At 45.4% G+C, this 25,723-nt stretch carries 20 protein-coding genes; all 20 read right to left on the bottom strand.

All coding sequences use genetic code 11. From position 1 onward, the window contains the following. Nucleotides 1-5: 5 nt before the first annotated feature. On the bottom strand, nucleotides 6-4,358 hold the full coding sequence (locus ACFOTD_RS11145; RefSeq protein ID WP_378118617.1) for an Ig-like domain-containing protein: 4,353 nt from the start codon (nucleotides 4,356-4,358) through the stop codon (nucleotides 6-8). Between the two features lie 141 nt (nucleotides 4,359-4,499). Then, nucleotides 4,500-5,705: a methionine adenosyltransferase gene (gene metK / locus ACFOTD_RS11140; RefSeq protein WP_378118615.1), complete on the bottom strand. Its 1,206-nt coding sequence runs from the start codon at nucleotides 5,703-5,705 to the stop codon at nucleotides 4,500-4,502. 153 nt (nucleotides 5,706-5,858) lie between these two features. Further along, complete coding sequence (locus ACFOTD_RS11135) at nucleotides 5,859-6,134, bottom strand: alpha/beta-type small acid-soluble spore protein (protein ID WP_378118613.1); 276 nt, start codon at nucleotides 6,132-6,134, stop codon at nucleotides 5,859-5,861. Nucleotides 6,135-6,241: 107 nt separating this feature from the next. After that, nucleotides 6,242-7,225 carry a dTDP-glucose 4,6-dehydratase gene (gene rfbB / locus ACFOTD_RS11130; RefSeq protein ID WP_378118611.1) on the bottom strand — a complete coding sequence of 328 codons (984 nt, stop codon included), beginning with the start codon at nucleotides 7,223-7,225 and terminating at the stop codon, nucleotides 6,242-6,244. An 18-nt stretch (nucleotides 7,226-7,243) separates the two neighbouring features. Next, nucleotides 7,244-7,795 carry a dTDP-4-dehydrorhamnose 3,5-epimerase gene (rfbC, locus tag ACFOTD_RS11125; RefSeq protein ID WP_378118609.1) on the bottom strand — a complete coding sequence of 184 codons (552 nt, stop codon included), beginning with the start codon at nucleotides 7,793-7,795 and terminating at the stop codon, nucleotides 7,244-7,246. A gap of 51 nt (nucleotides 7,796-7,846) precedes the next feature. Further along, nucleotides 7,847-8,797, bottom strand: a complete 951-nt coding sequence (locus tag ACFOTD_RS11120; RefSeq protein WP_378118825.1) for a glycosyltransferase family 2 protein — start codon at nucleotides 8,795-8,797, stop codon at nucleotides 7,847-7,849. Between the two features lie 32 nt (nucleotides 8,798-8,829). Beyond that, nucleotides 8,830-9,717: a dTDP-4-dehydrorhamnose reductase gene (gene rfbD / locus ACFOTD_RS11115; protein WP_378118607.1), complete on the bottom strand. Its 888-nt coding sequence runs from the start codon at nucleotides 9,715-9,717 to the stop codon at nucleotides 8,830-8,832. A gap of 103 nt (nucleotides 9,718-9,820) precedes the next feature. Next, entirely contained in the window at nucleotides 9,821-11,281 is a 1,461-nt protein-coding gene (locus ACFOTD_RS11110; protein WP_378118605.1) for a class I SAM-dependent methyltransferase, read from the bottom strand. Then, nucleotides 11,278-14,058: a glycosyltransferase gene (locus ACFOTD_RS11105; RefSeq protein WP_378118603.1), complete on the bottom strand. Its 2,781-nt coding sequence runs from the start codon at nucleotides 14,056-14,058 to the stop codon at nucleotides 11,278-11,280. Before ACFOTD_RS11105 ends, ACFOTD_RS11110 begins: the two co-directional genes overlap by 4 nt. Next, nucleotides 14,051-14,815, bottom strand: coding sequence for an ABC transporter ATP-binding protein (locus ACFOTD_RS11100; RefSeq protein ID WP_378118601.1), 765 nt, complete (start codon nucleotides 14,813-14,815; stop codon nucleotides 14,051-14,053). Before ACFOTD_RS11100 ends, ACFOTD_RS11105 begins: the two co-directional genes overlap by 8 nt. 16 nt (nucleotides 14,816-14,831) lie before the next feature. Beyond that, nucleotides 14,832-15,620 carry an ABC transporter permease gene (locus ACFOTD_RS11095; protein ID WP_378118599.1) on the bottom strand — a complete coding sequence of 263 codons (789 nt, stop codon included), beginning with the start codon at nucleotides 15,618-15,620 and terminating at the stop codon, nucleotides 14,832-14,834. Beyond that, nucleotides 15,614-16,792 carry a glycosyltransferase gene (locus ACFOTD_RS11090; protein ID WP_378118598.1) on the bottom strand — a complete coding sequence of 393 codons (1,179 nt, stop codon included), beginning with the start codon at nucleotides 16,790-16,792 and terminating at the stop codon, nucleotides 15,614-15,616. Before ACFOTD_RS11090 ends, ACFOTD_RS11095 begins: the two co-directional genes overlap by 7 nt. After that, nucleotides 16,779-17,294, bottom strand: coding sequence for a GNAT family N-acetyltransferase (locus tag ACFOTD_RS11085; protein WP_378118596.1), 516 nt, complete (start codon nucleotides 17,292-17,294; stop codon nucleotides 16,779-16,781). The genes ACFOTD_RS11090 and ACFOTD_RS11085 overlap by 14 nt, the downstream gene beginning before the upstream one ends. Then, nucleotides 17,278-18,141: a dTDP-4-dehydrorhamnose reductase gene (gene rfbD, locus ACFOTD_RS11080; RefSeq protein WP_378118594.1), complete on the bottom strand. Its 864-nt coding sequence runs from the start codon at nucleotides 18,139-18,141 to the stop codon at nucleotides 17,278-17,280. The genes ACFOTD_RS11085 and rfbD (ACFOTD_RS11080) overlap by 17 nt, the downstream gene beginning before the upstream one ends. Before the next feature lie 9 nt (nucleotides 18,142-18,150). Further along, nucleotides 18,151-19,020: a glucose-1-phosphate thymidylyltransferase RfbA gene (gene rfbA, locus ACFOTD_RS11075; RefSeq protein WP_378118592.1), complete on the bottom strand. Its 870-nt coding sequence runs from the start codon at nucleotides 19,018-19,020 to the stop codon at nucleotides 18,151-18,153. Between the two features lie 47 nt (nucleotides 19,021-19,067). Next, on the bottom strand, nucleotides 19,068-20,192 hold the full coding sequence (locus ACFOTD_RS11070; RefSeq protein WP_378118590.1) for a DegT/DnrJ/EryC1/StrS family aminotransferase: 1,125 nt from the start codon (nucleotides 20,190-20,192) through the stop codon (nucleotides 19,068-19,070). A 28-nt stretch (nucleotides 20,193-20,220) separates the two neighbouring features. Further along, entirely contained in the window at nucleotides 20,221-20,706 is a 486-nt protein-coding gene (locus tag ACFOTD_RS11065) for a hypothetical protein (protein ID WP_378118589.1), read from the bottom strand. A 19-nt stretch (nucleotides 20,707-20,725) separates the two neighbouring features. Continuing rightward, nucleotides 20,726-21,703 (bottom strand): glycosyltransferase family 2 protein, encoded by a 978-nt coding sequence (locus ACFOTD_RS11060; RefSeq protein WP_378118587.1) that lies wholly within the window; start codon nucleotides 21,701-21,703, stop codon nucleotides 20,726-20,728. A 15-nt stretch (nucleotides 21,704-21,718) separates the two neighbouring features. Next, nucleotides 21,719-24,142 carry an O-antigen ligase family protein gene (locus ACFOTD_RS11055; protein WP_378118586.1) on the bottom strand — a complete coding sequence of 808 codons (2,424 nt, stop codon included), beginning with the start codon at nucleotides 24,140-24,142 and terminating at the stop codon, nucleotides 21,719-21,721. 12 nt (nucleotides 24,143-24,154) lie between these two features. Further along, nucleotides 24,155-25,666: a sugar transferase gene (locus tag ACFOTD_RS11050; RefSeq protein ID WP_378118584.1), complete on the bottom strand. Its 1,512-nt coding sequence runs from the start codon at nucleotides 25,664-25,666 to the stop codon at nucleotides 24,155-24,157. Between the last annotated feature and the right edge of the window lie 57 nt (nucleotides 25,667-25,723).

Raw genomic sequence — 25,723 nt, 5'->3', positions numbered from 1 at the left:
CTATTTTACATCAATTCTACGTACTCCAGGAAACGCTTGACGATAATCGCCGCCTGCGCGCGCGTCGCGTTGTCCTTGGGCTTCAACTCCGTCGTCGTAACGCCTTTGATGAGTCCCGTCTTAACGGCTGCCACGACGGCGTCCTTCGCCCAGCTGCTCACGTTGGTCCGGTCCTTATATGCGTTGATCTCCGTGCCGGTGACGGTCGGCATGACGCCCACATACGACATGGCCCGCAGCATCATCGTGGCCATCTCTTCGCGCGTAATCGTAGCGTTCGGTCGAAACTTCCCGTCCGTGCCGCCTTGCACGATGCTCGCCTTTACCGCCGCGCCGATGTAGGCAGCCGAGGTGCCGCCGCTGCCTACGTCGGAGAAACGCGCCGCCGAAGCCGAGCTGCCGTTCAACCCTAGACCGCGCACGATAAACTCGGCGAACTCCCCGCGCGTAATCTTGCGTTCCGGCGCAAAGGCAGCGGCGCTGCTTCCTTTCACGATAAACTTGGAAGCAAGCGAGGCTACGTCAACGCCCGCCCAATGCTTGGTCATATCGCTGAAGAGCGTGATGGGCTTCGCCACGACCGCGTAGAGACTGTTGCTTTTGCGCATGAAGTCCACGCGCAGCGTCGAACCGTTCGCCACCGCATGGGTCGGCACGTAGACGATCTCGCCCGAATCGCCGTCGAGCCGAACGACTGCGGCATCGGAAGCCGAGGTGCCCGAGGCTGGCAGCAAGAAAGTCCTTGTCACGTAAGAGCTGTATTCGTCGATCGCACGTTCGCTTCCGCCCACCTCGATTGAAGCCGTGAAGTCGGCGACCGCGGATTGCGCTTGAATGCCTTTGGCATTTAACGCAGATGCAAGCGTCGTGTTCGACAGCTTCTCGATCTTAAGGACCAAATAAGCGCTGGTCATATCGCCGCCGCTGGTCTGCACTTCCTTGCTGTAATTGATCGCCTTGAGCGGCAGGCTGAAGAGCAGATCGCCGTAGTCCAGCCGGAAGACGGCGGAAGAATTCTGCGTAACGGCACCGGCGAGCGCCATTACAGGAATGGCTACGATCGCGCCGGCTTCGCTCTGCGGAACGCTGAACGAGAGCTGCGGCACGGTCACCGTACCGGCATTAAGCGCCGTGGACACTGCAGAATACGACAGGGTCACCTTATCCCTGTCCAGGTTGTAACGAACAGCCGTCTTGCCCGACACCGTCTGGCTCGCCGCCTTGGAGGCGGCGGACTGATTAAGCAGCAATCCTCCCGCTCCGTCCAACGTTAAGTAATCCGGCAATCCCGCGACAGCTGAAGTGCCATTCGTAACCGCTCGATCGCTGAACGCCGCAACGATCTGACCGGAAGCGTCCTTTAATGCATTGCCGCTAGTCGCATAGCTGACAATGACCGCTTTGCCGGCTGCCACCGGCGCTGTAAGCGTCAGCGTAACTTGAGAGCCGCTGATGCTGATGTTGCTGATGCCGTAAAGTCCGCCATCGGAATTTTTAACGGTGTATTGCGCGACATAAGGAACCGTGGACGGATTCAAGGCTGCGGAATATTGGATCGTGAGCGCGGCCCCGTTTACCGTGATATTCGTAACTGTAGCGGTTACCGTAGAGCCTGCCGTAATCGAATAACCCGTAAACAGCGAAGCTGCGTTCCCCGCAAGATCCTTGATCGGCGTAGAACTCGGAATATAAGTTACGGTAACGGTCTGGTTGACCATCACGGTGGAGGCCAGCGTCAGCGTCACGGTGTTGTTGCTTACGGATACGCCGGTTATCTCCGCGGCCGAGCCGCCTACCAGAACAGAGAAGCTGGATTTGGGCGGTACGGAAGAAGCGAGAAGTCCCTCGTTATAGGAAAGCACGACCGAAGTCCCGGCCACCGTGGCGCCCGTGAGCGAAGGCGGCGTCGTGTCGTTCGTATTTTGCAAATAGAAATCGCTGAACGCGGCCGCCTCGTTGCCCGACAGGTCGGTAAGCTTGTAGCTGCCGGGTGAATAGCTCACAGAAACCGACTGGCTTCCCGCGATCGAGCTGTACAAGCCGAACGTGACGTTGGCGCCGCTCGAAGAGATCGATGCGATGCTTTGCGCCGTACCGTTCACCTTCAGCGTAAACTGACCCGCCGCCGATGAAGAGACGGCCGCCAGCGTCTTGTTGAACGTCAACGTCACGCTGCTGCCGGAGACCACGCCGCTTGACGGACGCGGTTGGGTCGTATCGGCCGTATTTGCGACGTTGGTCGCATTAAAAGCCGGCGCGGCATTGCCCGACAAGTCCTTAAGCGTAACGGCGCCAAGCGTATAGGATACCTTGACGGTCTGTCCTACCGTAACGCCCGATTGCAGCGTCAGGCGCACCTGGGTCCCTTTTACCGAGATCGCATTGATCTGCCGCGGAACGTCGTTAACGGTCACGTAATAGTTGGAGGCGTACGGAATCGAATTCTCGTCCAGCGCTTCATTATAAGTAAGGAGCACGATCGCCGCGCTGTCCATCGTCGCGCTCGAGAGGCCGGGCGCCGTCGTGTCTGTGCCGAGCGTCTGGAACGTCCAGCGATAGTCGTTGAGGATGCCGGGATACGCATTGCCGGCCAGGTCGGTAATGGCGTTCGCGGGAACATTCACGATATAACGGGATGCCCCGGCAAAGTTAGTGCTTGGCGTCAACGTCACGATTCGAGGATCGGAGCTGTCGATCGCGAGCGAGAGAGAGATTCTGACGCTGGCATCGTTCCCTAATACAGCGCTGGCTGTCACGCCTCCAGAGGCGATCCGCACCGGTTCGCTGAAGGTCATGCGAAGAACGGAATTGGGGCGCACGCTGTTGAGCAGCGGGGCCGGATCCGTGGAGACCAGCTCAGGCGGCGTATTGTCCGATGCCACGCGGAAGCGCCAGGTCGTCAAGTCCGAAGTGCCGATGCCCAGATAATAGTTGCCGGACAAATCCGCGAATGCCATCGTACCGATCTGCACCGCGTACGAGGTATTCGGAGACAGCGCAGCGCAAGGCTTGATCGAGATCGTCGCGGTGCCGCCGCCCGTGATCGCGGTCGAAGTGACCGGAATCGAGCAAAAGACCGCGTTGGTATCGGCGTTGCGGATCACAACGTTGCCGGAACCCGGCACGACAGGTTCGCTGAACTGGATAGTGAGCGATCCTGCAGTATCCGTCGTGGAACCGCCGGCCGCCGGAGTCAGCGTTGCAACTGTAGGACGCGTCGTATCCGCGGAAGCCATCGTCGAGAAGTACCAGCCGGAAGGATCCACGATTCCTTCGTAGGAAGCGCCGCCGGTCGTCAATAAAGCGCCGGGATCGATCAATACATAATAAGACGTGTTGCGTGCGAGCGATTGCGACATCGGTACGTTTACCGTTGCGCCGTTGATCGAGATTCTTCCCGAGTTTGCGGCGATCGATTCGACTGTCTCGTTGTTCGATACTTTTTTGACGGTAATGTACCCAGTGTTGCCCGTCTTCATTCCCGTCTGGAATTGAAGCTGCAGCGTAATGGGCGAATCGCCGTTTACGCCCGAGGCGCCGCGAAGCGGATAGGCGAATTGAGGCGCGGCTACATCCGAAGCCGTAGTCGTAAATGACCATATGTAGGAACCGGAAATGCCGGCATATCTGTTGCCGACGGCATCGACAAATGCGCCATTGTCGATAAGAACATCATACTGCGTGCTTGCGACCAATCGAGTCGGCGGCTGGATGCGAATCACGTTCGTACCAGATCCGGTCACGGCGGAAGACAGCACGGAGATGACCTGCGCGTCTTGCGTGTCGCGGCGAACGATCTGAATGCTGCCGGATGCAGCTTGTACCGCTTCATTAAATGTGAGGGTCAGAGCGCCGGTTGCACCCATCGTTCCGTTCTGCAGCGGCGAATAGTTGCTGACCGCAGGAGGCGTCGTATCCGCGGCTACGACATGGAAGTTCCACGCCGTCGCATCCGTGATGCCGCCGAAGTAACCGCTGGCCCCGGTAAAAGCGCCTGGCGTAATTTGGACATAATAATCCAGACCGGCCAGGAGCGTGCCGGAATTAGGATAAATGTTCAGTCGGTTGTTGGGGCTAATCTGCAAATGCGTGGTGTCGGCCGCTACGTCGAAGCTTGCCACCGTATTGTTAGACGCCACTTCCTTAATTAGTACGGAACCGGCGGAGCCGCGATAGATCTGCTCGTCGAACGTGACGGAGAGCTGCGCGTTAGCCGGCACGACCGGGCTGTTGTCTGCGGGTTGAAGTGTGACGATGACAGGACCGCCGCTGGCTGCAAATGCGCCCCCTATCGGACCGAATGTCTGGGCCAGGAGCGTGAGCAATAATAGTACGGGTACGAAACGAAGACGCTGCAATTGCGATTCCTCCAGATCCTAAAGGCATACTGTACTGTATATGTCGGCTCTTGGAAGGTGGAAATTAAGTCTATACGCAAAAACCGCCTCTACGGATTTTTGTCCGTAGAAGCGGCTGCATGTGGAGATCGTATGGAATGATTAAGCCCAAGCGCCGGACTTCAGCAGCTCTACCTTGTCGGTACGCTCCCAAGGTACGTCGATGTCCGTGCGGCCGAAGTGGCCGTAAGCAGCGGTTTGCTTGTAAATCGGACGGCGCAGGTCGAGCATCTTGATGATGCCTGCCGGACGCAGGTCGAAGTTCGAGCGGATCAGCTCGACGAGCTTGTCCTCGGCGATCTTGCCCGTGCCGTAAGTGTCGACGTTGATGGAGACCGGGTTCGCTACGCCGATCGCGTAAGCAAGCTGGATCTCGCACTTGTCGGCAAGTCCGGCAGCGACGATGTTCTTCGCTACGTAGCGCGCTGCGTATGCAGCGGAGCGGTCGACCTTCGTCGGATCCTTGCCGGAGAATGCGCCGCCGCCGTGACGTGCGTATCCGCCGTAGGTGTCGACGATGATCTTGCGGCCGGTGAGGCCCGCATCCCCTTGAGGTCCGCCGATAACAAAGCGTCCCGTCGGGTTGATGAAGAACTTGGTCTCGTCGTCGAGCCATTCTTCAGGCACGACCGGCAGAATGACATGCTTCTTGATGTCCGCTTGGATCTGCTCGAGCGAAGTCTCTTCGGCATGCTGGGTCGAGATAACGATCGTGTCTACGCGAACGGGCTTGCCGTCGACGTACTCGATCGTAACTTGCGTTTTGCCGTCCGGGCGAAGATAAGCAAGCGTCTCGTTCTTGCGCACTTCGGACAGGCGACGCGACAGGCGATGCGCCAGCGCGATCGGTAGCGGCATGAGCTCAGGCGTCTCATTGGTCGCGAAGCCGAACATCAGACCTTGGTCGCCGGCGCCGATGTCGGCGTTCTCGACAAGAACGTCCTTGCCGTCGCGGCTCTCGATGGCTGCGTTAACGCCTTGCGCGATGTCGGCCGACTGCTCGTTGAGCGACGTCAGGACTGCGCAAGTCGTGGAGTCAAAGCCGTATTTAGCGCGGGTATAGCCGATCTCGCGAATCGTCTTGCGGGCGATCGACGAGATGTCGATGAAGTCCGCGGAGCTGGAGATCTCGCCGATAACGAGTACGAGACCCGTAGCAACGGATACTTCGCAAGCGACGCGCGCGTATGGATCAGCCGCAAGGAATGCGTCTAGCACCGCGTCTGAGATTTGATCGCAAATTTTGTCCGGATGGCCTTCCGTGACCGATTCGGACGTGAAGAGATGCCGGCCCTTAATCGTCGACAATATCTTCAACCTCCCCTACACAAAAAATGAACCTTTTCCGGTAGGAAAAGGTTGTTAGACAGACCTTCTGATTAATGATACCGGAATTGTCGAGGGGTGTCAATGAGCGGAAAATACAGTCGAGCCTTTTGTCAACTGGTTATTATCCAACAGTTAAATCAGCGATTGCTGCGCTTGCTGGATCAACCTTTTCGTGACGCCACCGCCGACCGCACCCGCTTCGCGCGAAGTGAGGTTGCCCAAATACTGCGAACCGCCTCCGCCAGCCGAGAATGCGCCGAGATCCCCCGCGAATTCCGTATCCCCTGCACCGGCTGCACCACCGTATTGACCAAAGTCGACGCCGAGCTCCGTTGCGATCTCATACTTCAATGCCTGCAGCGCCTTCGCGCTCTCCGGAACCAACTTGCGATTGCTTCTGCTTGCCATTTTCCCATGCACCTCCGTTGAATTTGACAGACCTAGTATGACCAGGTCCGCTTCGCCGGAGGCGTATGAGTTAATGGGTTAAGCGGAAAATTACAACTATGCAGCTACTACTGTCCTCTGTATGCTCCACTAGCAATTCTCTGCATCCATTTCTGATTGCTGAGATACCATTTAACCGTAGTACTGATTCCCGATTCGTAATCGTACATCGGTTTCCAGCCGAGTTCGCGACGAATTTTGTCGGCATTGATTGCATATCTGCGATCATGCCCTAGCCGGTCGGTAACATAATTAATTAACGTTTCAGGTTTGTTTAACTCGGATAATATTTTCTTGACGACTGCAATATTCGTTCGCTCATTGTTGCCCCCGACGTTATATATCTCGCCGTTTACTCCTTTATGCAATACCAAGTCGATGGCACTGCAATGATCTTCAACATAGAGCCAGTCACGTATGTTTAGACCATCTCCGTACACAGGTAAAAAGTTGTCTGATAGTGCATTTTGGATCATAAGTGGAATAAGCTTTTCCGGAAATTGGAAGGGGCCGTAATTATTTGAACAACGAGTGATATTGACGGAAAGGCTATACGTTTCATGATAGGCTCGCACCAGCAAATCAGCGCCGGCCTTAGTGGCCGAGTAGGGGCTATTAGGTGCTATCGGTGAAGATTCAGTAAATAATCCTTCATCGCCTAAGGTGCCGTACACTTCGTCAGTAGATACTTGAATATATTTTTTTACTTTATGCTTCAAGGAGAGGTTAAGTAAATTCTGCGTCCCTTGAATGTTGCTATGAATAAAAATCTCTGGCTGTTCAATGCTTCTATCCACATGAGACTCTGCGGCAAAATTAATGATAGCATCTATTTCCTGCTCAAAAATTTGCCCCATTGCGATCGGATCAGCTATATCCGCTTTAAAAAAGGAATGGCGCGCATCTCCTTCAACACCGGACAGGTTATCCATATTTCCTGCATAAGTTAGAAGATCAACGTTGATAATTTGATAATTTGGATAACGGTTCAGCATATAGTGAACAAAATTGCTCCCAATAAATCCCGCCCCACCTGTAACTAGCAGCTTCAAAGCGTTCACCCTTTAAAATTAATATATAAAATTATAATCAGCTTGGTCCAACGGAGGGGCGACGCGATCTTTTTCGGAAAGCACGGGTTCCCTGAAGGGCCACTCAATATTCAATTTTGGGTCGTTCCACAGTATTCCACGATCATGCTCTGCCGAATATAGTTCATCGACTTTATAAATGACTTGCGTATCAGACGTCAAGGTGCAAAAGCCATGTGCAAATCCTTTTGGAACTAGAAGCTGTCTTTTATTGGCTGCCGAAAGTTCAAACCCTTCCCACCTACCAAATGTCGGAGAGCCCCGTCGTATATCAACGACCACATCCCAAATGGACCCCGCAACTACTCTGACCAGTTTGGTCTGGGCTCTAGGGTTCAGTTGATAATGCATTCCTCTAATCACACCTTGTTGGACCGACAAGGAATGATTGTCTTGAATAAAATTCATATCGATCCCGTTTTTAATGAAAAGTTCGTAATTATAACTTTCCATAAAAAAACCTCGGTGATCTTCATGCACTTTTGGTTCAATAAGTAAAACACCTTCTAATTTCCCTTTAATTACGTTCAAATTATTTCACCTTTTCAATGTGAATATGATGTAATTGCAAATAATTCTAACTTATGCATCTTCGGACCATCTTGCCTTTTCTTTTATTTTTTTTCGCTTATTTTTTTGTTCTTTAATGATTTTAGGCAGGACCGCGAGACTGGTGAAAACTTTGGGATCTTTCCATAATAAGTACGCGTGAAACAACAGTTCGTACATAAGTTGAATAGGCAGCTTTAAGATCCAACCGACCGTAAAATTTTCATTGTTAATCAACATTCGATAACGATTGTGATAAGAATGAACACGAACAAATATAGGAATATGGCTTCTACTGGAAAATGAGCCCCAATTTCGTTCATGGGTGGCAATTGCGCTTTGGACATATCGGGACTTCCATCCAAAGCGTTGGGCACGCCACGCAACGTCCACGTCCTCCTTGTAAGCAAAAAAAAGGGCGTCAAAAAATTCTTCATCAATAGAAATATGCTCGATCATTCGCCGTGCATACATCGCAGCTGCTCCTGACACCCCAAATATATCAGTGTCTTTCAAAAAATCTTTTCGATTTTTTCCTGCACCTCGATCCTTGGCTCGTCTAAGCCAATTCATTTCCAAACCAGTCGAATCAATGATCTGCGGACGGGATGCGAGAAGCAAACATCCCGTTGCGCTACCATACTCACTATGATCCTCAAGGAAGTTGACTAATTGCGAAATATAATTGGGGCTCAGAATAACGTCAGGATTCAACACAAGATAATAATCCGATTCGACAGAATTGATCGCCTGATTCTGACCCTCCGCGAAACCGACGTTAATCTTATTCTCGATGATCCGTATTTTTTCGTATTGACTCATCAAAGATAACGTTGCATCCGTCGATGCATTATCGACCACCACTACATCGATTCGTGGCCATCCCTGATTAAAAACAGCGTCTAAGCATTCATTTATGCATTTCTGACTATTATACGTCACTATGCATATGGTTACGCTTGGTAGATAAAGTACTCCATTCATCATTAACACCTTATTATTACGGCCTTTAGCCATTATATCTTATTTTTTTCGCCATCTCTATTACTGTACAATAAGGTCATAAAGTCTGTTAATGCTTCTCGCCATGAACGAAGCGCACCAAACCCATTGCACTCTAATGCGATAGAATCCATAACAGAGTAATGGGGACGTTTGGCCTTTTGCGGATATTCGGAAGAATCACATGGCTTAATCTCGGCATTGATCGTTAAAGAATATGAACGCATTTCTTCTTCTATGGCTCTGGCAAATTCATACCATGAACAATCGCCACTATTTGTAACATGATAAGTCCCGTAGTATTCTGTATCGACTAGTTCCAGCAGCTTTTGCGCGAGATCTTTGGTATACGTTGGAGATCCTCGTTGATCATTCACGACTTGCAATCTAGATGTGGATTGTATTAATTTAATCATTGATTTTACAAAATTTTGCCCGTAAGCTCCAAAAACCCAGGAAGTTCTCACAATGTATAATTTTGTAATTAGATTTTGTACTAAGATTTCTCCAGCTCTTTTGGAATGTCCATATATATTTAATGGAGACGTATTCTCATACTCATGATAGGGGATCTCTCGTGCACCGTCGAACACGTAGTCGGTACTAATATAAACCAACTTAATTGCAGCTTTTGACGCAGCCAGCGCAATATTCCGACTACCAAATGCATTTATCTTAAATGCATCGGTGACTTGAGTTTCGGCTTCATCCACAGCTGTAAATGCTGCACAATGGAAAATAACATCCGGCTTTTCGTTTTGAACGATCGAAAAACATTCCTCTAAATTGGTAATGTCCAATTCATTCCTTCCAACAGCAACTACCTCATGCCCTCTTTCTTTTGCGATGTGATATAATTCTCGTCCTAACTGGCCTTGCCCGCCCGTCACAAGAACCTTCATCGCTTTATCTCCTCTAAAAGTCCCTTAATACAGTTATTTATACATCGCCTCCTAAAGAAAAAGACCACAAATCAACATTGGTTTGTGGTTCATTAAAACATGATTAAAAAAGGAGCTCACCGCAAAATGATGAATCTGCTTTTTTGCCAAGTCGATTATATTTCGTCCATTCGTAAATCTGCACTCCCCACAGATCCGGTCGCATACCTACGAAACGAATATAGTATGTCTGCTCAGCGGAACCCTCCAACTCGTCAAAGCTAAATTCTGTTTGAACTTCATGATGAATTATAGCATCTCTAGAATGAACTGATCTTAGTATACGCATTTCAGAGTCCAAGATCTCCAGCGCTACACTATGGACCAAAGGCGGCGATTGGAAGTTCAAGAAAATAGCTTTAAGGCCTTTCCATTTATTCGTTTTAGGGTGGACCTTATAAAAAATGATATCCTTCCAGCCGATAGATTGACTTTTATTTAGCACGTAATCATTGAGATCTTTATTGGATTGGAGGATATTTTGTGCCACAAGAGTTTTACAAGAATCATTGATAAAAAGACTTAAATCATTCCACTTATTATTTAGAATCCTTTTCCCCCTCTCTCTTACGCGATTCCATTTGTTACTTTCAAGAGCAACAAGACTTGTCCAGATGCTCTTTGCACTGCCTGGATCTAATGATGTAGCATTCACTTCGTTGACGGTTCTGTAAGACTCCTCAGCCGTATTATCAATTGATGGTTCTTTTTTTAATTTCCCTATTTCATTTTGTAACAACTTTAAGCCATCTTTGAGTTCAGCTAAGTGGCCTTCTAGGTTTCGGGTAAAATACTCCCGTTGGCTTTCCTCCGCTATTTTTCTTTCAGAGTCCGCTGCTTGCTTTGCTAATTCAGCTGAATGAAGCTTGATCACATTTTGTTCGTTTAATTCTCTTAATCGTCTGAGCGTGACATGCTGCGGTTCTTCCAACGGCCCAGTTTGGATATCTAATAATTCAACTTTTGATATGTCTTCTTTAACGACCACTAGATGAATTAAGATTTGATCAACGACATTAAAACTGTGTTGACGAGCGCTTCTCTTTGCTTCTTCGGAAAGAGCCTGATATTCCGGAAAATAAAAATACTCCATTTTGATACATCGGAAATCCATTTTCAGATTGCTATTATCACTGCTACCGAGCCCCCAAGCTACTGCATGAGGAAAATAATAATCTTCTTCGGGTATTAAAGACTCAGGATCGTTAGTAAAAAAGCGAGCCGTATGTTCATTAAACGCGTGCTTGTGGTAGGGATTGGCTACGTTTAAGCTCGTTTGATAGTAAGGCGCTGCAATCACAACGATAGCCTTATGTTGGCATACTCGATAAATTTCTTCCATAGTTTCCATTAAGTCACCAACATGTTCAAGCGAATGCGAAGCTATCAGGTAAGTGACTGAATTTTCTTCTAAAGGCAGCCCCTCGTCAATGTCGCATACAATCTGAGTATCTGGCGTTTGAAAGCGATCTATTCCGACATAGCCTGGCTGCTTATTATATCCGCACCCTAAGTCAATTTTCATCCTTGCTCTCCTTCAAGCACATAATGATAAATAGATTCACCTATAGGTTGCTTTCCTCTAACTGCAATTAGAATACGAGCATCAGTATTTTCTAAACATATGCTGACCATTAAGTTAGCTTGTTTTGTATGCGTTAGGGGACTTATGAGATAAAAATCATAATATGCTTCATCTGGCTTTATCGTTATTGTGTACTTTTTACTGAAAAGTTCAAGATCTTTTCTATTATTAGATTGAATGCCTATAGTCAGTGATGTCGTAGTTGCTATTTTGCTCTTTAAATAAAGCCGAAGACCAATCAAGTTTGGCAAGAGCCCATATAAAGGGAATCGGTATTTTTCTCGCAATGCGATATACTTTTTATCCTTATTATTGCTTCCCGGATAAATTTCCGTAAAAATATGACGAGATTCCACACCTCTTTCCTGCTTGTAACTCCTAGCCTGTAGATGATTTGCATTGTAAAAATGAGAAAGTGTACGAATATAAACATCCAGTAAATCAGCTTCTGAAGAATTAGTAGAAGTTTTGTTCTGAATATAGTGATAGGTACGGAACATCTCGCCCAGAACATAAGCAATTTTGTGCCGATGACAATACCATTGTATTAACGTATTGGACGTAAGATCGTGTACCAATCCAACCTCAGAATCTCTGATCCAAGCTTCGTTTATCTCCTCAATGATTTCGATATCAGCTTGTCGACACCAATCAATGATTGAAGGGATATGTTCATCTATTGAAACCATGACGTGGTAGTTGTACTGCTTTAATCGTGTCATTGTTTCTTTAATTTCTTCCCAGTAGTGCTTGGTGCAAATAAAAACAAAGTTTTTGTTTATTTTATTAGCTATATGATTTAAACTTGCCCATTTAAGCATAAGCTTGAATTGATCTACCTGGCTTTCAGTCGAGTATGATTCTTCAATCGTCGTGAGGGCATTTTGATATATTTGATCTAACGATTCTTGGTCCATAGAAATGATGTGCCGAATTTTGTTGTACAAGGCTCCCTTATGATAGTCAATCATGAACCCATTATGCCCATCTTTTATAAGAGCGGATACGACTTTATTTGAAAATATACCGATGGCTCCAGCAGCGCCAGACTCTAACATTTTTATATTACTTTTATCGTTTTTAAATTCTACTTCTTCTAATGGGGATAAAATCAAATGAACATTTAGCTCTCTTAGCATGCTCAAATAACTACCGTAACGTTGAACACGAGGGACGAAGTGTATATTATTTTGAGATTGCTCAAAGGGCTCCATACCGATGAAATAAACCGCAACGGTTGTCTCATAGTTTGAAGCCAGATTCCGGATTTCTTCATAAAAGTACTTAAACTCTTCGGTTCTTGAATCGCTGCCTATCCAGGCTATATTCCAAACGCCGCTCCATGCGGAGCGTTGCGCCTTAAGCTCGCCAAGTGGAATGTTGGTACTTAATTGGTAGACAGACTTGTTTAACGCCGCAGTATCTCTAGAAATACCGTTAGTTGTGGAGTAAACCATATCGGCGAAACTTATGTAATTTTGAATTGTCTTATAAGCTTCCGAGTTTGGTCTGTAGGCTGCATACTCGTTTCGATTCAATAAATGTAGCTTTAGCAAATTATCGTCCAATAAATAAACCATCGGTCTATTAGCGATAAGATAGTCTATCTCCGGTATTTTGTAAACAATTCGCTGGAGAACCACTATATCAGCATATTCAATTATCCTATGATCTAGATGGTTTAGAGTGATATACATAAAATTGTATTCACCCTTAAGTTTCTTTGCGAAATTTTCTAGTGTTATTTCCGTAGTTGCATTATAATCCGACATGATTACTGCAATATTTAAGGCTTGCTTCGGGAACGCCACATATTCTTCTAAGCCATTCTTACGTTGATGTGCATACCAATGTAATAAGTGCTCGTCATAGATAAGTTGTTGGATTTCACTTTTATTAATGAAGTCTAAGCGGTCAACAACATACTCATGAATAGCATCAAGTCTTAGAAGTGTATTTCTTTCTTCATTTATGTTTTGAATATATTTAAAAATAGATTGATCAAGAACCACCGTTCTTCCTAGCGAATCCTCTTGGTTACCTTCAACCAGACTAACGATAGCATTGACGTGGACGATATTAATGTGCTCTGACCATCGGCACCAAAGGTCCCAGTCGCAAAGTCGCTTCATTGTCACATGACAATCGTAGCCACCGTATAAATAAGGAATGTCTTTAGAATGAAGTACAGTGTTATTGGCAATCGTGTTTGTCGCTTTTAAAAGATTATAATCAAAAGTGTCACCGAATATTATCTCCGCTTTGTTTAGTAGATCTTTAAATCTACACTTTCCGTATACCAACGTAGGTTTATTCTCTTTAACAATTACGCCATATAGCAATTCTAATGCATCGTCATACCACTGATCGTCGTCGAATTGATAAGCGATATATGCTCCACGCGCTTGTATGATTCCTTGGTTTACTCTTAAGGCAGGAAGCCCCGAATTTACGTTATTTCGAATGTAGACGACTCGGGGATCGTTTTCAATGTATTCCATGACAACTTGCCTAGTTCTATCCACGGATCCGTCATCAACGATGATTAATTCAATCTCACGAAAAGTTTGATTAAGGACCGATTCAATAGACCTGCTTAAAAGTCCATTATCCCCTCTGCAATAAGTAGGTAATATGACGCTGATCTTGGGAGCTTCTATAAGATTTTCAGAGTGATACAGCTCGACTTGCTTAAGGAAATGACTTACCTTAATCATTAGGAATCTCCTTCACTGGTGGTTCAGCAGCACTCGCTAAGTAACGCTCGACTACTTCCTCCGGGGTTCCCAGCATTTTAATTTCACCTTTTTCGAGCCAAATACACTTATTACAAAATTCAAAAACGGAAGGCATACTATGCGTCACGAATACAAGAATCTTCACTCTATCTACTAATTCATTCATGCGGCGCTGTGCCTTGGCTAAAAACTTTGCATCACCGGCTGCAATAACCTCATCCAAAAGCAGAATATCAGGCTCAATTGCTGTCGATATTGAAAAGGCTAGACGTATGAACATTCCTGATGAGTAATATTTCACAGGTATATTAAGATGATCGCCTAATTCACTGAACTCTGCGATTTCATTAAGTTTTTTAGAAATTTGTTTCGGCGTTTCTCCTAGCATTAACCCGCGCAATCGAATATTATCCCAGCCGCTGGCCTCCATCTCAAAACCAGTTGCTAATTCAAATAAACTGGCCATTCTTCCTTCAACCTTCATGCTGCCGCTAACCGGGGGATAAATGCCCGCTATGACCTTCAGAAATGTGCTTTTCCCCGCTCCATTGTGCCCTACAATACCAAGACGGTCTCCATCCTTTAAATCCAGGTCGATATTTTTTAGTGCATGAATGACCTTGCTTTGCACTAACGGTTCACGTCTTTTGGTCATTCCGATTACAAGATCCTTTAAGCTTCGATCGTTATGGATCTGGTATTTAAGATTGATTTGGCTCATACGGATAAAGCTCATTTATATTTCACCTTTTTCACAATTTAAACGTTATTTTTCTACCGATAACGGAGATTAACGTAATTGCAATAATGACGAGAAGCGAGGTAATTCCGATCGCAATCAGCCATGTATTTAGCTCGATCCCGCCTTTACCCAGGAGCGGATTTCGAACAATTTCTATTAGATAGTACATGGGATTATACAAATAAACCCATTCAAAATTTTGTTCCTTTAGCATCTCAGGTTTATAAATAATCGGGCTGAAGTAGAAGAGACCCTGTACCGCCAAAGATTGCAATGGCTGAAAATCACGAACGTATAAATTAATAATAGCCGAAATGGTGGCCCAGGCGGAACAAAACAAAAACCAAATTAATGTTGCGGGGACTAACATAAACATACGAATACTAAAACTTTCTGGGTCCAAAAAGACATAGATTAAGAAAAATGCCGCAATGGAGATCCCGAAATTAAACAAATTCAGGAGGCTTACACGGAGTGGGAAAATCTCAATCGGAACCTGCGTTTGCTTTATATATCCCTGAGAGCCCAAAAAAGAAATGGCTCCTCCTTCTGCAGAGGAAGTAAAAAAAATCCACGGTAGAAGACCCGAAAAAAGGTAGGGAATAAATTCGATAAGTGGCGTCTTGAACACAATCGAATACACAAACCCTATAATCGACACTAGCCCCAGCGGCGTAAGGAAATTCCAAGCAACACCAAGCAATGAATTTCGATATCGGCTCTTTAAATCCTGGCCCACAAGGCTCAATAATACATATCTTCCGCGGTAAATTTGTCTAAAATACAATCTGATCACCACTTTTTATTTATCCTGGACCAGCTTTTTCGAGCAATGATTGGAATGGCTCTCAATCCATTGTTTTTAATTACCATAATAGCTTTGTATATAAGTACGCTCTTAATTTTTCTTTTTAACTTAACAGAAGATACCTTCACTGTCGGAGCAATATGGGTCATCATTTGAGGAATACACTGCTTAATTTCGATGGCAATATGTTCACTTGTGAAAGCGCTATTCAACTGTTCGAAAGCATTTCTCTTAATCTTGTTCCGTAACTCCTCGTCCTCAATTAACTTACTAATTCCTTTAATCCAAGAATCCGGATCATTATTAATCAAAAGCCCGTTAGTATTATGTCGTATTACAAAACGATAGGGGTCGACGTTTGAATAAATGCCAGCAGCCTCAATTGCACCATATTCCAAGAACTTGTTAAAGTACTTACACGCATGAAATTCCGTTTCTGGTAGTGGCGCTAAACCAATATCCCATGCTCGTTCTTTTAGCTTTTCTCTGTAACTATCGTGATTATTCTCATATGGTATATAGTAACAGCTGTCATTTTCAAAGTTAAACTTTGGCGATGCGCCGAAAAACTCAAATTGTATTTTTCCTGAATATACTTGAAGAAGCTTCTCTACTACAATCGACATCTGCTGCTGCAAATAAGGACTGTGGTCAATGCTTCCGGCAAATCCGATTCTAATTTTTTCTGTACCTCTCACTCTTTCTTTAACATTCCCCAAAAGCATAGCTGGCGCATTTACAATAGCCGTTTTCGAGGTTTTAACGAAGGTTTCATACTTACGGGCGATATTTGAATTCGTCGTCCACAACATATCTGAAGAAGCCATCAACTTCATCATTTGCGACCGGATTTCAGAATTATTGTAATATAAGAACGATGCAGAGCTCTTCGGTATGTGTAGTAAATCATCATCGAGAAAATAGATTATATATTTTCCGAGGCGCTTGCTTTCCACGATAATTTGGACATCAACAGACTCACTTCCACGAATACAAATTACAGTGTCTGCCCATGCAAGGTCCTGATTCTCGATTTGCAGAGATTCCTTAAAGCGGAACTCGACGTCCCCACTTCCCTCCAACGCCTTCAGAGGAGTAATAACCCCCACTAAAGCAGAAGGGGTTTCTCTAATACAGAACGCCAATACCTTAGGTTTCATCATAACCCAACCATTTTTCCATTCTTATAATTTTTCTTCCATTATGTATGTATTCGCCTTGAAAGTGAAAACCACATTTTTCATATAATTTCGCCGCTACTTTATTTGTTTGTAGTACTTCCAGTACAATTCGATTTGCTTCCAATTCATTTAAAGATAGATCAGTCAAAAGAAAAACAACCTTTTTAGCAATCCCTTTGCCACGCATTTCAGGCACCAACAGCAACCTGCCAAACTCAATCGTTTTATTTTGTAAGTCATGGTTATAAAGCGCAACCACGCCGACCTTTTGCCCTTCCCATATAATCATAAACATATAATCGTTCTCTTTATTTAAATAGCTAAGATACCACTTTTCTTGTTGTTCACTCGAGATTTCGGTAGAATTCAAAAAGTAGAATCGTGCCCATTCAGAATTTCGCCATATTCTCATAATCTCCAGATCACTATGCCTAATAGGTTCTATGGTTAGATTATGATCTTGAATTTTATAAAGATGGTCCATTATTAATCTCCTTTTTCATATAAGCTTCCAAGGAGTCTTCCCAACTTAACATTCGCCTGCCTAATGACTGTTCAATTAGTTGACTGTCCAATGCAGAGAATAAAGGTCTCTCAGCATTATGTATCGTGTCTGAAGTTTTTATCGCTTTAACGTCAGCGGAGATCCCGGCGAGTGACAATATTTTTTCCGCAAAGTCGAATCTCGAGCAGTAGCCTAGTCCACTGCAATGGTACAAGCCTGATAACTTAACTCTCATTGCTAATTCTACTTGCAGAGCTAAATCTAAAGTACAAGTTGGATTCCCGATCTGATCATCAACGACCTGAAGAAGACTTCCCTGTTTTGCACGGGCAAGCACAGCATTGACGAAGCTTCTTCCACTTCCTCCATAGAGCCATGACGTCCTAATAATTAAGTAATCGTCGTGGCATTCCATAATTCTTTTCTCGCCCTCAACCTTAGTCCGGCCATAGTGATTGATTGGATTCGTTGGATCAGTTTCTATATAAGGCTTATCAGTCCTGCCATCGAAAACGTAATCGCTGGAGAAATGAAGAAGCGCGCAACGGTGTTCATTTGCAACTTCTGCAAGATTACGAGGCCCTAGTTCATTAATTAACTCTGCTCTGGATCTATCAATTTCAGCTTCATCCACATTATTATAAGCTGCACAATTAATAATCCAATCAGGTTTATAAGCTTTAATACGTTTGTTAAGTTGGTTCTTATTCAAAATATCCATCTCATCAGAAGTACAAGACATTACCCTGTACTTCCGATCAAGTAGTTTATTTAGTTCTCTTCCTAATTGTCCGTTGCCCCCGGCAATTAACACTTTCAGAACCATAACCTCCTACTACTTGTGATGAATTAAGGATTTCAGGTATCGGCCATATTGTGTTTTCAATAAAGGCTCTGCTAAACGTATTAGTTGCTCTTCAGATATCCAGTTATTGAGATAGGCGATTTCCTCGATACATGCAATATAGCTTCCTTGTCGCTTTTGAACTGCAGCAACAAAGTTACAGGCGTCCAGCATTGAATCAGGATTCCCCGTATCCAGCCATGCCATCCCTCTACCAAGTAAATTAACCGTCAATTGATTATCTTTAAGATAATTAAGATTAAGATCCGTTATCTCAAGCTCTCCTCTATCGGACGGCTTTAGGGCTAGTGCTCTTTCCGAAACTGTCTCATCGTAAAAATATAGCCCCGGTACAGCATAATTTGATTTGGGCTTGACTGGCTTCTCTTCTATTGAAAGCACGGATCCGGATGCGCTGAACTCCACTACACCATATGCGCTTGGATCCTGAACATAATATCCGAAGATGACTGCCCCTTTCTCAAAGGAGCCTGCCTTCTTTAGGTTTCCTGTCAATCCCTGCCCCCAAAAGATATTGTCACCAAGTACCATTGCCACTTTGTCGTCTTTAATGAAGTTCTTACCAATAATAAATGCTTCAGCGAGTCCATTGGGCTCTTCCTGTACGGCGTACTCAAATTGCATTCCAAGTGCGTCCCCACGTCCAAATAATTCAATAAACCCAGGCAAGTCACGTGCGGTTGAGATGATGAGCACCTCACGAATTCCTGCAAGCATTAACGTAGAAAGCGGATAGTATATCATAGGTTTATCAAATACCGGAACCATTTGCTTAGAAAGCGCCTTGGTAATTGGATAAAGCCTTGTACCTGAACCGCCCGCCAAAATAATACCCTTCATTCTATGTTCTATCCTTCCCACAAAAGTCATGAAACATATCCGCTCGTTTAGGCATATTTAATTACCATACTGGAAACATAATCCACATCTTGCTTGGACAATTGCAAGTGCATTGGCAACGAAAGAATTCTTTCAGATAGACGATGGCTGTTAGGACATGTCCCTTTGGCGTAGCTGTACATGCCGTACTCTGTATTATCTCTGTAATGTACACCAGGATAGATATCGCTCTCGTTCAAAGCAAGAAGCAGCTCATCCCTACGATCTACCTCTATGACAAATAAATGTCGCGACGACTCACAGTCTTCTGCCACCGGCACTGCTTTAATATGAGGTTGATCCTTAAAGTTGTAATTGTACCATTGAGCAAGCTGTCTACGGTAAGCATTATCTTGATCAAGATATTTTAGCTGAACCAATCCGATTCCAGCCATTATAGAATTCCCGTGATATTTGTAACCCACGTGCTCTACATCATACTTCCATTTGTATGCACCTTTATTATTAGAGCGCGCATATGTATCTTTATTAATCCCTAACCAAGTTAACTTACGGCAAAGTTCATCATGACCCTCTTCTCTGAAGCATATCATCCCAGAATCAGCCGTCGGAAGATTTTTAACAGCTTGGAAAGAGTACACAACAACATCTGCCTCACGCCCCGGAACTTGACCATCAAGACGAGTCCCTGCCATGTGGGCTGCATCTAAAATCAACTTCAGTTTATATTTTTCACATAGCGCTACTATTTCTTTGTATCTTCCTGTATTTCCTCCGATTCCAACAAACATGATTGCACGCGTTTTAGGTGAAATTTTACGTTCTACGTCTTTCGGATCTAGACACAAAAATTCGTCAACATCAGCAAAAACAGGGTTGAGATCCTCGTACAGTATTGCATGATTGGTTGAAACAAAGGTTAAAGGAGTTGTAATAACCTCGTCTTGGTCGTCCCAACCGTTGGCATTCTTCAAAACCTTGAGAGCCAGACTCAACCCTACTGTTGCAGAATTTATAAAATGAGCGTGTGGTAGACTAGTGAATTCCTTCCATTTATTCTCAAACTCTACTGTTTTAAATCCTAGGCCTGTCCATCCCTTTTCCAAGCATTCTCTAATCTCTGCCAAACATTCTTCCACTCTAAAAGTCGGTGTAAATAGTTGGATTGTCATTTCATTAGATCCTCCTAAATATAATAAACTAACTTAGTTGATACTTGCCTCGCACCAAAACCGTCAATCCATTCTTCTGCCTTGGATCCGGCTCAACTCCTCTGCCGTCCCGAGGGAATAGGATCAAATGGTTTGTCGCAATTGGCGAACCAGAAGCGATATCTGCACCGGCCGTGAGATCGGATAGACCGTTCGAATCCGAGCTGTAGGCGACGGCTTTGCCTGTCCGCACAACAATCTCTCCGCCGGCACTGACCATTAATTTAGCCCCAAGTGGAATTGTCACAACTTCTAGCTTTGTTGCGTCCTCCGGAGTTGAGTTACCACCTGAATTTTCGCCACTCTTTAATTCTGCGATCTTCTGATCTACATAACTCTTCGTCACGATCGGATCATCCGAAAGCCCCGGTGTTGTCTGCTGAACGTCGGCGTAAGCAGATTGATACCAGTTAACGCCTCCTGCGACAATAGCAGCTGTGACAAGAATGCCAAAAGTCTTGGTATATCGATTCATGATGACCTTCCCTTCATGCTCAATGGTTGCTGACCGATTGTGCCTCTGCCTTAAAAATAAAGGGGTCTCGCACGATCTGAGATTTATCGTAATTGGACCAAAAGTCCGGGTGCATGCTGAAGCGTCTCCTGAACATGACCGGAAGCTGCTTGTATGATACGCCCAGTCGATATCCCGCGTACTTTGCAGCAGCCTCACCGATCCATTTGGGAATCCATCTCCAGTTCCCTTGTTTCCATAAGCGCCCTAGTTGCTCCTTGACTAGTTTCCCGCCTTCTTTTTCCGCTCGTGCATATTGGAAAATCCACTCGTTCATTCGCATAGACACGCCAATATCGAAGTTGCGTTTAAACTGCTTTTTTAGACTGTAATCGTGAGAATGAATGACACTGGCGCGCGGGTTATAAACGACGGCAAAACCGTTGGTAATGCATTTGGCCGCAATCATCATATCTTCATTAAGAATAATCGGAGCAGGAAAGCCACCCAACTGAATGAACGTATCTCTGCGTATGGCCGAGCACACATTGGTGAAGAAAAAGAGCTTGATGCCAAAACGCTCCAAATCGGCAAGCGTTTTATGAATATACAGTTCGGGATAGTTAATATCACGGGTCATCCGCTCTAGTACGTTGGACTCGGCTCTTGCAATCTGTCTTCCGCACACTGCCGCAACCTTCGTGTCCGCGAAGGGCGCAATGATTTCTTCTAAGAATCTTTCATGCTGAGGTACCGCATCCTGGGTCATATACACGAGTACGTCGCCCGTAGCATTCTGCGCAGCTAGGTTTCTCGTGCCGCCGTGATCGAACGCCTTGCGCTCTACCGACATGACTCTTGCACCGAGTCTCTTAGCGAGCAGAAGCGTACCATCATTTGAACGAGAGTCTACGACGATTATTTCATGCGGCCGCACCGTTTGTTCCTGCAGCTTGCCGATTAACTTGACTAGGTATTTCTCCGCGTTCAACGTCGGCAGAATAACTGATATTTTCACCGTTATCCCTCCTTTCTATTTGAGCTGCTCTAGTTGGCTCGCTTCGTTTTCATCAGCTGCAATTAATTTATCATATAAAGCCTGATCGTCTTGGCCTTGCTTGCGTAATGCGGCCAAGTAGTATCTGGCTACCTTACGATTGACGCCCTCCGCACTCAAATCCTCTTGTAAGGCAGTCTTTAAAGTTTCGGCGGCCTGCACATAATCGCCATCGTTGAAGGCAACTTCCCCGGCAGCCAGTCTTGCAGTGTTAGAGATTGTAAACGCCCGATTAAGCTCGATTGTCTTGGGAAGTTGTTGTACGACGCGTTCTTGATCCATAATCTTTAGATAATATTTCTTAACCGTCTCTGCCGTTGCCTTAGCGCCTTCAGTATCGCTCGCCTGGCGCTGTTGCTCCCACTTGGTCAGCAATGCGGACTCGAGCTGATCGTAGAAGGTTTGTTCAAAAGGATATTGAATGACGGCTTTCTCCATGATATTAATAGCTGCATCTTGTTTGCCGTGAATCATCTGGATCGTAAAGTTTAAATCCACGCCAGGGCGATAATACGGTTCAGTTTTCACTAGCTTTGCAAGATACTTCTCTGCTTCCTGTAGGTAAGCTTCGTCCTTGGATTGATCATAAGCCTGGTAGTTCCAACTCGTTAGCTGTTGGAGCAATACGGGGTGCCCCGGCGTAATCCCCAGCCCTTGCTTCAGCGGGTCGACAATCTCGGAGAAAGGTCGCTGCTGCGCGTAAGCATCATTTGCGTAGTCTATTTGATTGGAGCCATATAGCCTTAAGCTTGTGATGACAAGAAGCGCTATACCTAAAGCAGCTAGAACGCCTGAACTAGTTTGTTTTATTAATCGTGCTTGCTTGACCGGCCATTGCTTCACTGGCGATAACGCCCCGCTTAGTACGCCGAGGCACAGGAATACCAGTATATCATAGAGCAAATAACTCATCTCGAAATCTATTGACGCATGCAAGAGTATCGTAATAGGTACGACGAAGTAAAAGATGTATTTGTTGCGATAAGCTTCAGACATTCTCCTGTACTTCACGACAAAGGTAATTAATGAAAACAGGATAAGACCGATTATGGCAACTGTACCGACTATACCGACCTCGACGAGCAGCTGTGTAATAAAACTATGCGTCTGTGCACTTAAATATGGATAGGATTGATACTTCTCATAGGATGCCTCCCATGCCCCGCTGCCGCCTCCAAGAATCGGATAGTCCTTCCACAGCTGGATTGCGTTCTTATACATTCTTAGACGCTCATAAACGCTATGAGTTTCAAAGTTTATGCCTTCAATCCGGTTCCGAAGCACCGCCGGTAGCACTTTCACCATCGTGTCGGACAAAACAGCAAGAGCGCCTACCACAAACAGAACTAACAGCCCGATTGGCAGCCATATCCCAGAGCGATTAGACGCTTGATTACCCAACTTAGCTTGAAGCTTGGGTTCTATGTATCTCTCTATCGCATAGGTTATCGCGCCCATTACGAGTGATGCAACGAATAGAATAGCCCAGTACCCGATCGCATCCCCTGAGAAAATGGAGACCGTATTGTAACTTTGCTTGGCAGCCGTCGCAGCGAGAATGCCGTTGACGACTTCAATACCTCTATCAGCTAACTTAGAGTAGATCAATAGCGATATTCCCATACCGATGACCGAGTATAGAATTAGCTTGATTTGAATTTTTAAGCGGAGCATGGCCAGTGTGACGATTGCGATAATGGGCAGCACGACAAGCGCGCCTCGGGACAAAGTCAACAAAAAGGAAACAAGCACCGGCACGAGCATAATCCCATGCAGAATTTGAATCCCTCTGCGTGATGTACGGTTAATCTCGAGCAGCATTACGATCCACATAATGAGCAGCAATACGGCATACGCGTTGGCATATTGAAACACTGAAGTGATTCGAATGCCGTCCTGCGGGGTCAAGGAATCTAGCAGATATGCGTTGCCGAACATAGTGAGAAACCCGAAGGCAACGAGGAAGTATCCAAAGATTAGAAACACAAGAGGGAAACGATCAGTAAGTTGGTCGGATCTCGACCAGAACGTACCTGCTACATAAAATAAAAAAAGTGCCAGGTGAATAAGGATTCCGATCTTGGCCATATAAGGGGAAAAAGCTTGAAAAGAGCTCAATAAATATACGAGAGGAATTAAAATTGCCAGCGCACCTATTATTATATTTGCTCTCGTCCATTCAAAGTTACGGGCGCTTATCTGTAGAATAAGCCACATTGTAATGAAAGCCGAAACAATCAAGGCCAAAAAGGCCGGGCTCTCGAACTGATATTGGTTTGGACTATGTAGTCCGTAACCGAGGAAAATACCGTTGTTAAACATCGCGATAAACAAAATGAATGCGATCCATCCCCAGGCAAACCACTCTCTAAAACCCGACTTTTCTTGACGCTTCAACATTGCCACTCCTCATCAATACGCGCCTGTGCCCTTAATAACCACAGGTACCGTTTTTAACAATATTTTCATCTCCAGCGCAATGCTCCAGCGCTCGATATATTGAATGTCCAGATCGATCCATTCCTCAAAATGAAGATCGCTTCTGCCGCTAACCTGCCAAAGTCCCGTCATGCCAGGAAGAACGTCCATACGCCGCCAATGGTAATTCGTATACTGAGCAACCTCATCAGGCAGTGGTGGCCGCGGTCCAATCAGGCTCATATCCCCTCTCAGCACGTTCCAGAGCTGCGGGAGCTCATCCAACGAATATTTGCGTAGCCACCGGCCAGGGCGCGTAATTCGAGGATCCTCTTTGACTTTAAATGCTGGACCTCCACTGACTTCATTTGATTTAGCCAGGGCCTCTCTCATTCGCTCCGCGTCTGTACACATGGACCTGAATTTCATCATGGAAAACGGAACGCCGTTTTTACCGACTCTCACTTGCTTAAAGAATATGGGACCTTTTGATTCAAATTTGATCCACAAGCCCAAAATGAAGAACAAGGGGGATAATAGAATAAGTAGAATGGCGCTGATCATCATATCGAATAGTCGCTTTAATACGATATTTATACCTCTCAATGGTGTTTTAACGACTTCCATATACGGTTGACTAGCGTCCGTATGAAAGGCGAAAACGGTTGACATTCGATCGAACATTTCCGGTATAATCCGGATATCGACATTGTACTTGTAAATGGTGTGCAAGATCGAATCGATAACGCTGCGTTCGGAAGGTATCGTTATATACACGATATCGATATGCTGATTTTGCAATACCGCTTCCAACTCCGCCGTCTTACCGATCACTTCAGAGCCTATTTTATAATCGTCCAAGTAGCCGACAATCTGGAATTTGTGGCTTCGTTCCTGCTCCAGCATTCTCTGCAGTTCATTGCCTACCTTGCCTGCGCCTACGATCAGAACGCGATCTTGCAGATACCCCTTTGTATTTAAAGCTTGATTCATATATTTATGTGTAGCTCGCCAAATGACAGCTTCCACAAGCATCAGAATGGCAAACGTGACTAGCGTCACCCGGGAGTAAATAAAAGTCGTTTTTAATAGAAATGTGATGCCGATCGACATAAGAAACGCATAGCTTGTTGCCTTTACAGAAAACAATAATTCTTCGGTCAACCCTCGTTCTCTTTTTCCAGAGAACAGAACGCCTTGCGCTCTAATGAATCCATGAATCAGCAGCGTCATGCCTAAGAATAGCAAGTACTTATCGAATACATAAACTTCACGAATCCAATGAAATGGATTTATTGAATGAACTGTCGGATAGTCCGGTAATACCTTCAAATACATAAGCAAGTAAAACGTCAGAACATATATGCTATATTCGCCTGTTAGAAAGGAAATCTGTAACCATCTTCTGAGTTTATTAAGTTTTATTCTCTGCTTGGAAGCATTTCCTACCGCCTTGATGCGCATTTGTCCGGCGCTCTTGGTGGTTGCTGTCCGATTCACTTCCATGCTTTTTCACCATCATTCGGGTATAGATACCTCTATTTTAACACAAATTCCGACATG

The sequence above is a fragment of the Cohnella sp. GCM10012308 genome (assembly GCF_042649185.1).
Taxonomy (GTDB): Bacteria; Bacillota; Bacilli; order Paenibacillales; family Paenibacillaceae; genus Cohnella.
The sequence above is the reverse complement of the archived record's forward strand: the minus strand, read 5'-3'. Positions and strand labels throughout refer to the sequence as shown.

Excerpts from the sequence above, each read along its gene's own strand:
- ACFOTD_RS11135 (WP_378118613.1), bottom strand. The coding sequence starts at position 6,134 with ATGGCAAGCAGAAGCAATCGCAAGTTGGTTCCGGAGAGCGCGAAGGCG.
- ACFOTD_RS11120 (WP_378118825.1), bottom strand. The coding sequence starts at position 8,797 with ATGAATGGAGTACTTTATCTACCAAGCGTAACCATATGCATAGTGACG.
- rfbD (WP_378118607.1), bottom strand. The coding sequence starts at position 9,717 with ATGAAGGTTCTTGTGACGGGCGGGCAAGGCCAGTTAGGACGAGAATTA.
- ACFOTD_RS11110 (WP_378118605.1), bottom strand. The coding sequence starts at position 11,281 with ATGAAAATTGACTTAGGGTGCGGATATAATAAGCAGCCAGGCTATGTC.
- ACFOTD_RS11105 (WP_378118603.1), bottom strand. The coding sequence starts at position 14,058 with ATGATTAAGGTAAGTCATTTCCTTAAGCAAGTCGAGCTGTATCACTCT.
- ACFOTD_RS11100 (WP_378118601.1), bottom strand. The coding sequence starts at position 14,815 with ATGAGCTTTATCCGTATGAGCCAAATCAATCTTAAATACCAGATCCAT.
- ACFOTD_RS11090 (WP_378118598.1), bottom strand. The coding sequence starts at position 16,792 with ATGATGAAACCTAAGGTATTGGCGTTCTGTATTAGAGAAACCCCTTCT.
- ACFOTD_RS11085 (WP_378118596.1), bottom strand. The coding sequence starts at position 17,294 with ATGGACCATCTTTATAAAATTCAAGATCATAATCTAACCATAGAACCT.
- rfbD (WP_378118594.1), bottom strand. The coding sequence starts at position 18,141 with ATGGTTCTGAAAGTGTTAATTGCCGGGGGCAACGGACAATTAGGAAGA.
- rfbA (WP_378118592.1), bottom strand. The coding sequence starts at position 19,020 with ATGAAGGGTATTATTTTGGCGGGCGGTTCAGGTACAAGGCTTTATCCA.
- ACFOTD_RS11070 (WP_378118590.1), bottom strand. The coding sequence starts at position 20,192 with ATGACAATCCAACTATTTACACCGACTTTTAGAGTGGAAGAATGTTTG.
- ACFOTD_RS11065 (WP_378118589.1), bottom strand. The coding sequence starts at position 20,706 with ATGAATCGATATACCAAGACTTTTGGCATTCTTGTCACAGCTGCTATT.
- ACFOTD_RS11055 (WP_378118586.1), bottom strand. The coding sequence starts at position 24,142 with ATGTTGAAGCGTCAAGAAAAGTCGGGTTTTAGAGAGTGGTTTGCCTGG.
- ACFOTD_RS11050 (WP_378118584.1), bottom strand. The coding sequence starts at position 25,666 with ATGGAAGTGAATCGGACAGCAACCACCAAGAGCGCCGGACAAATGCGC.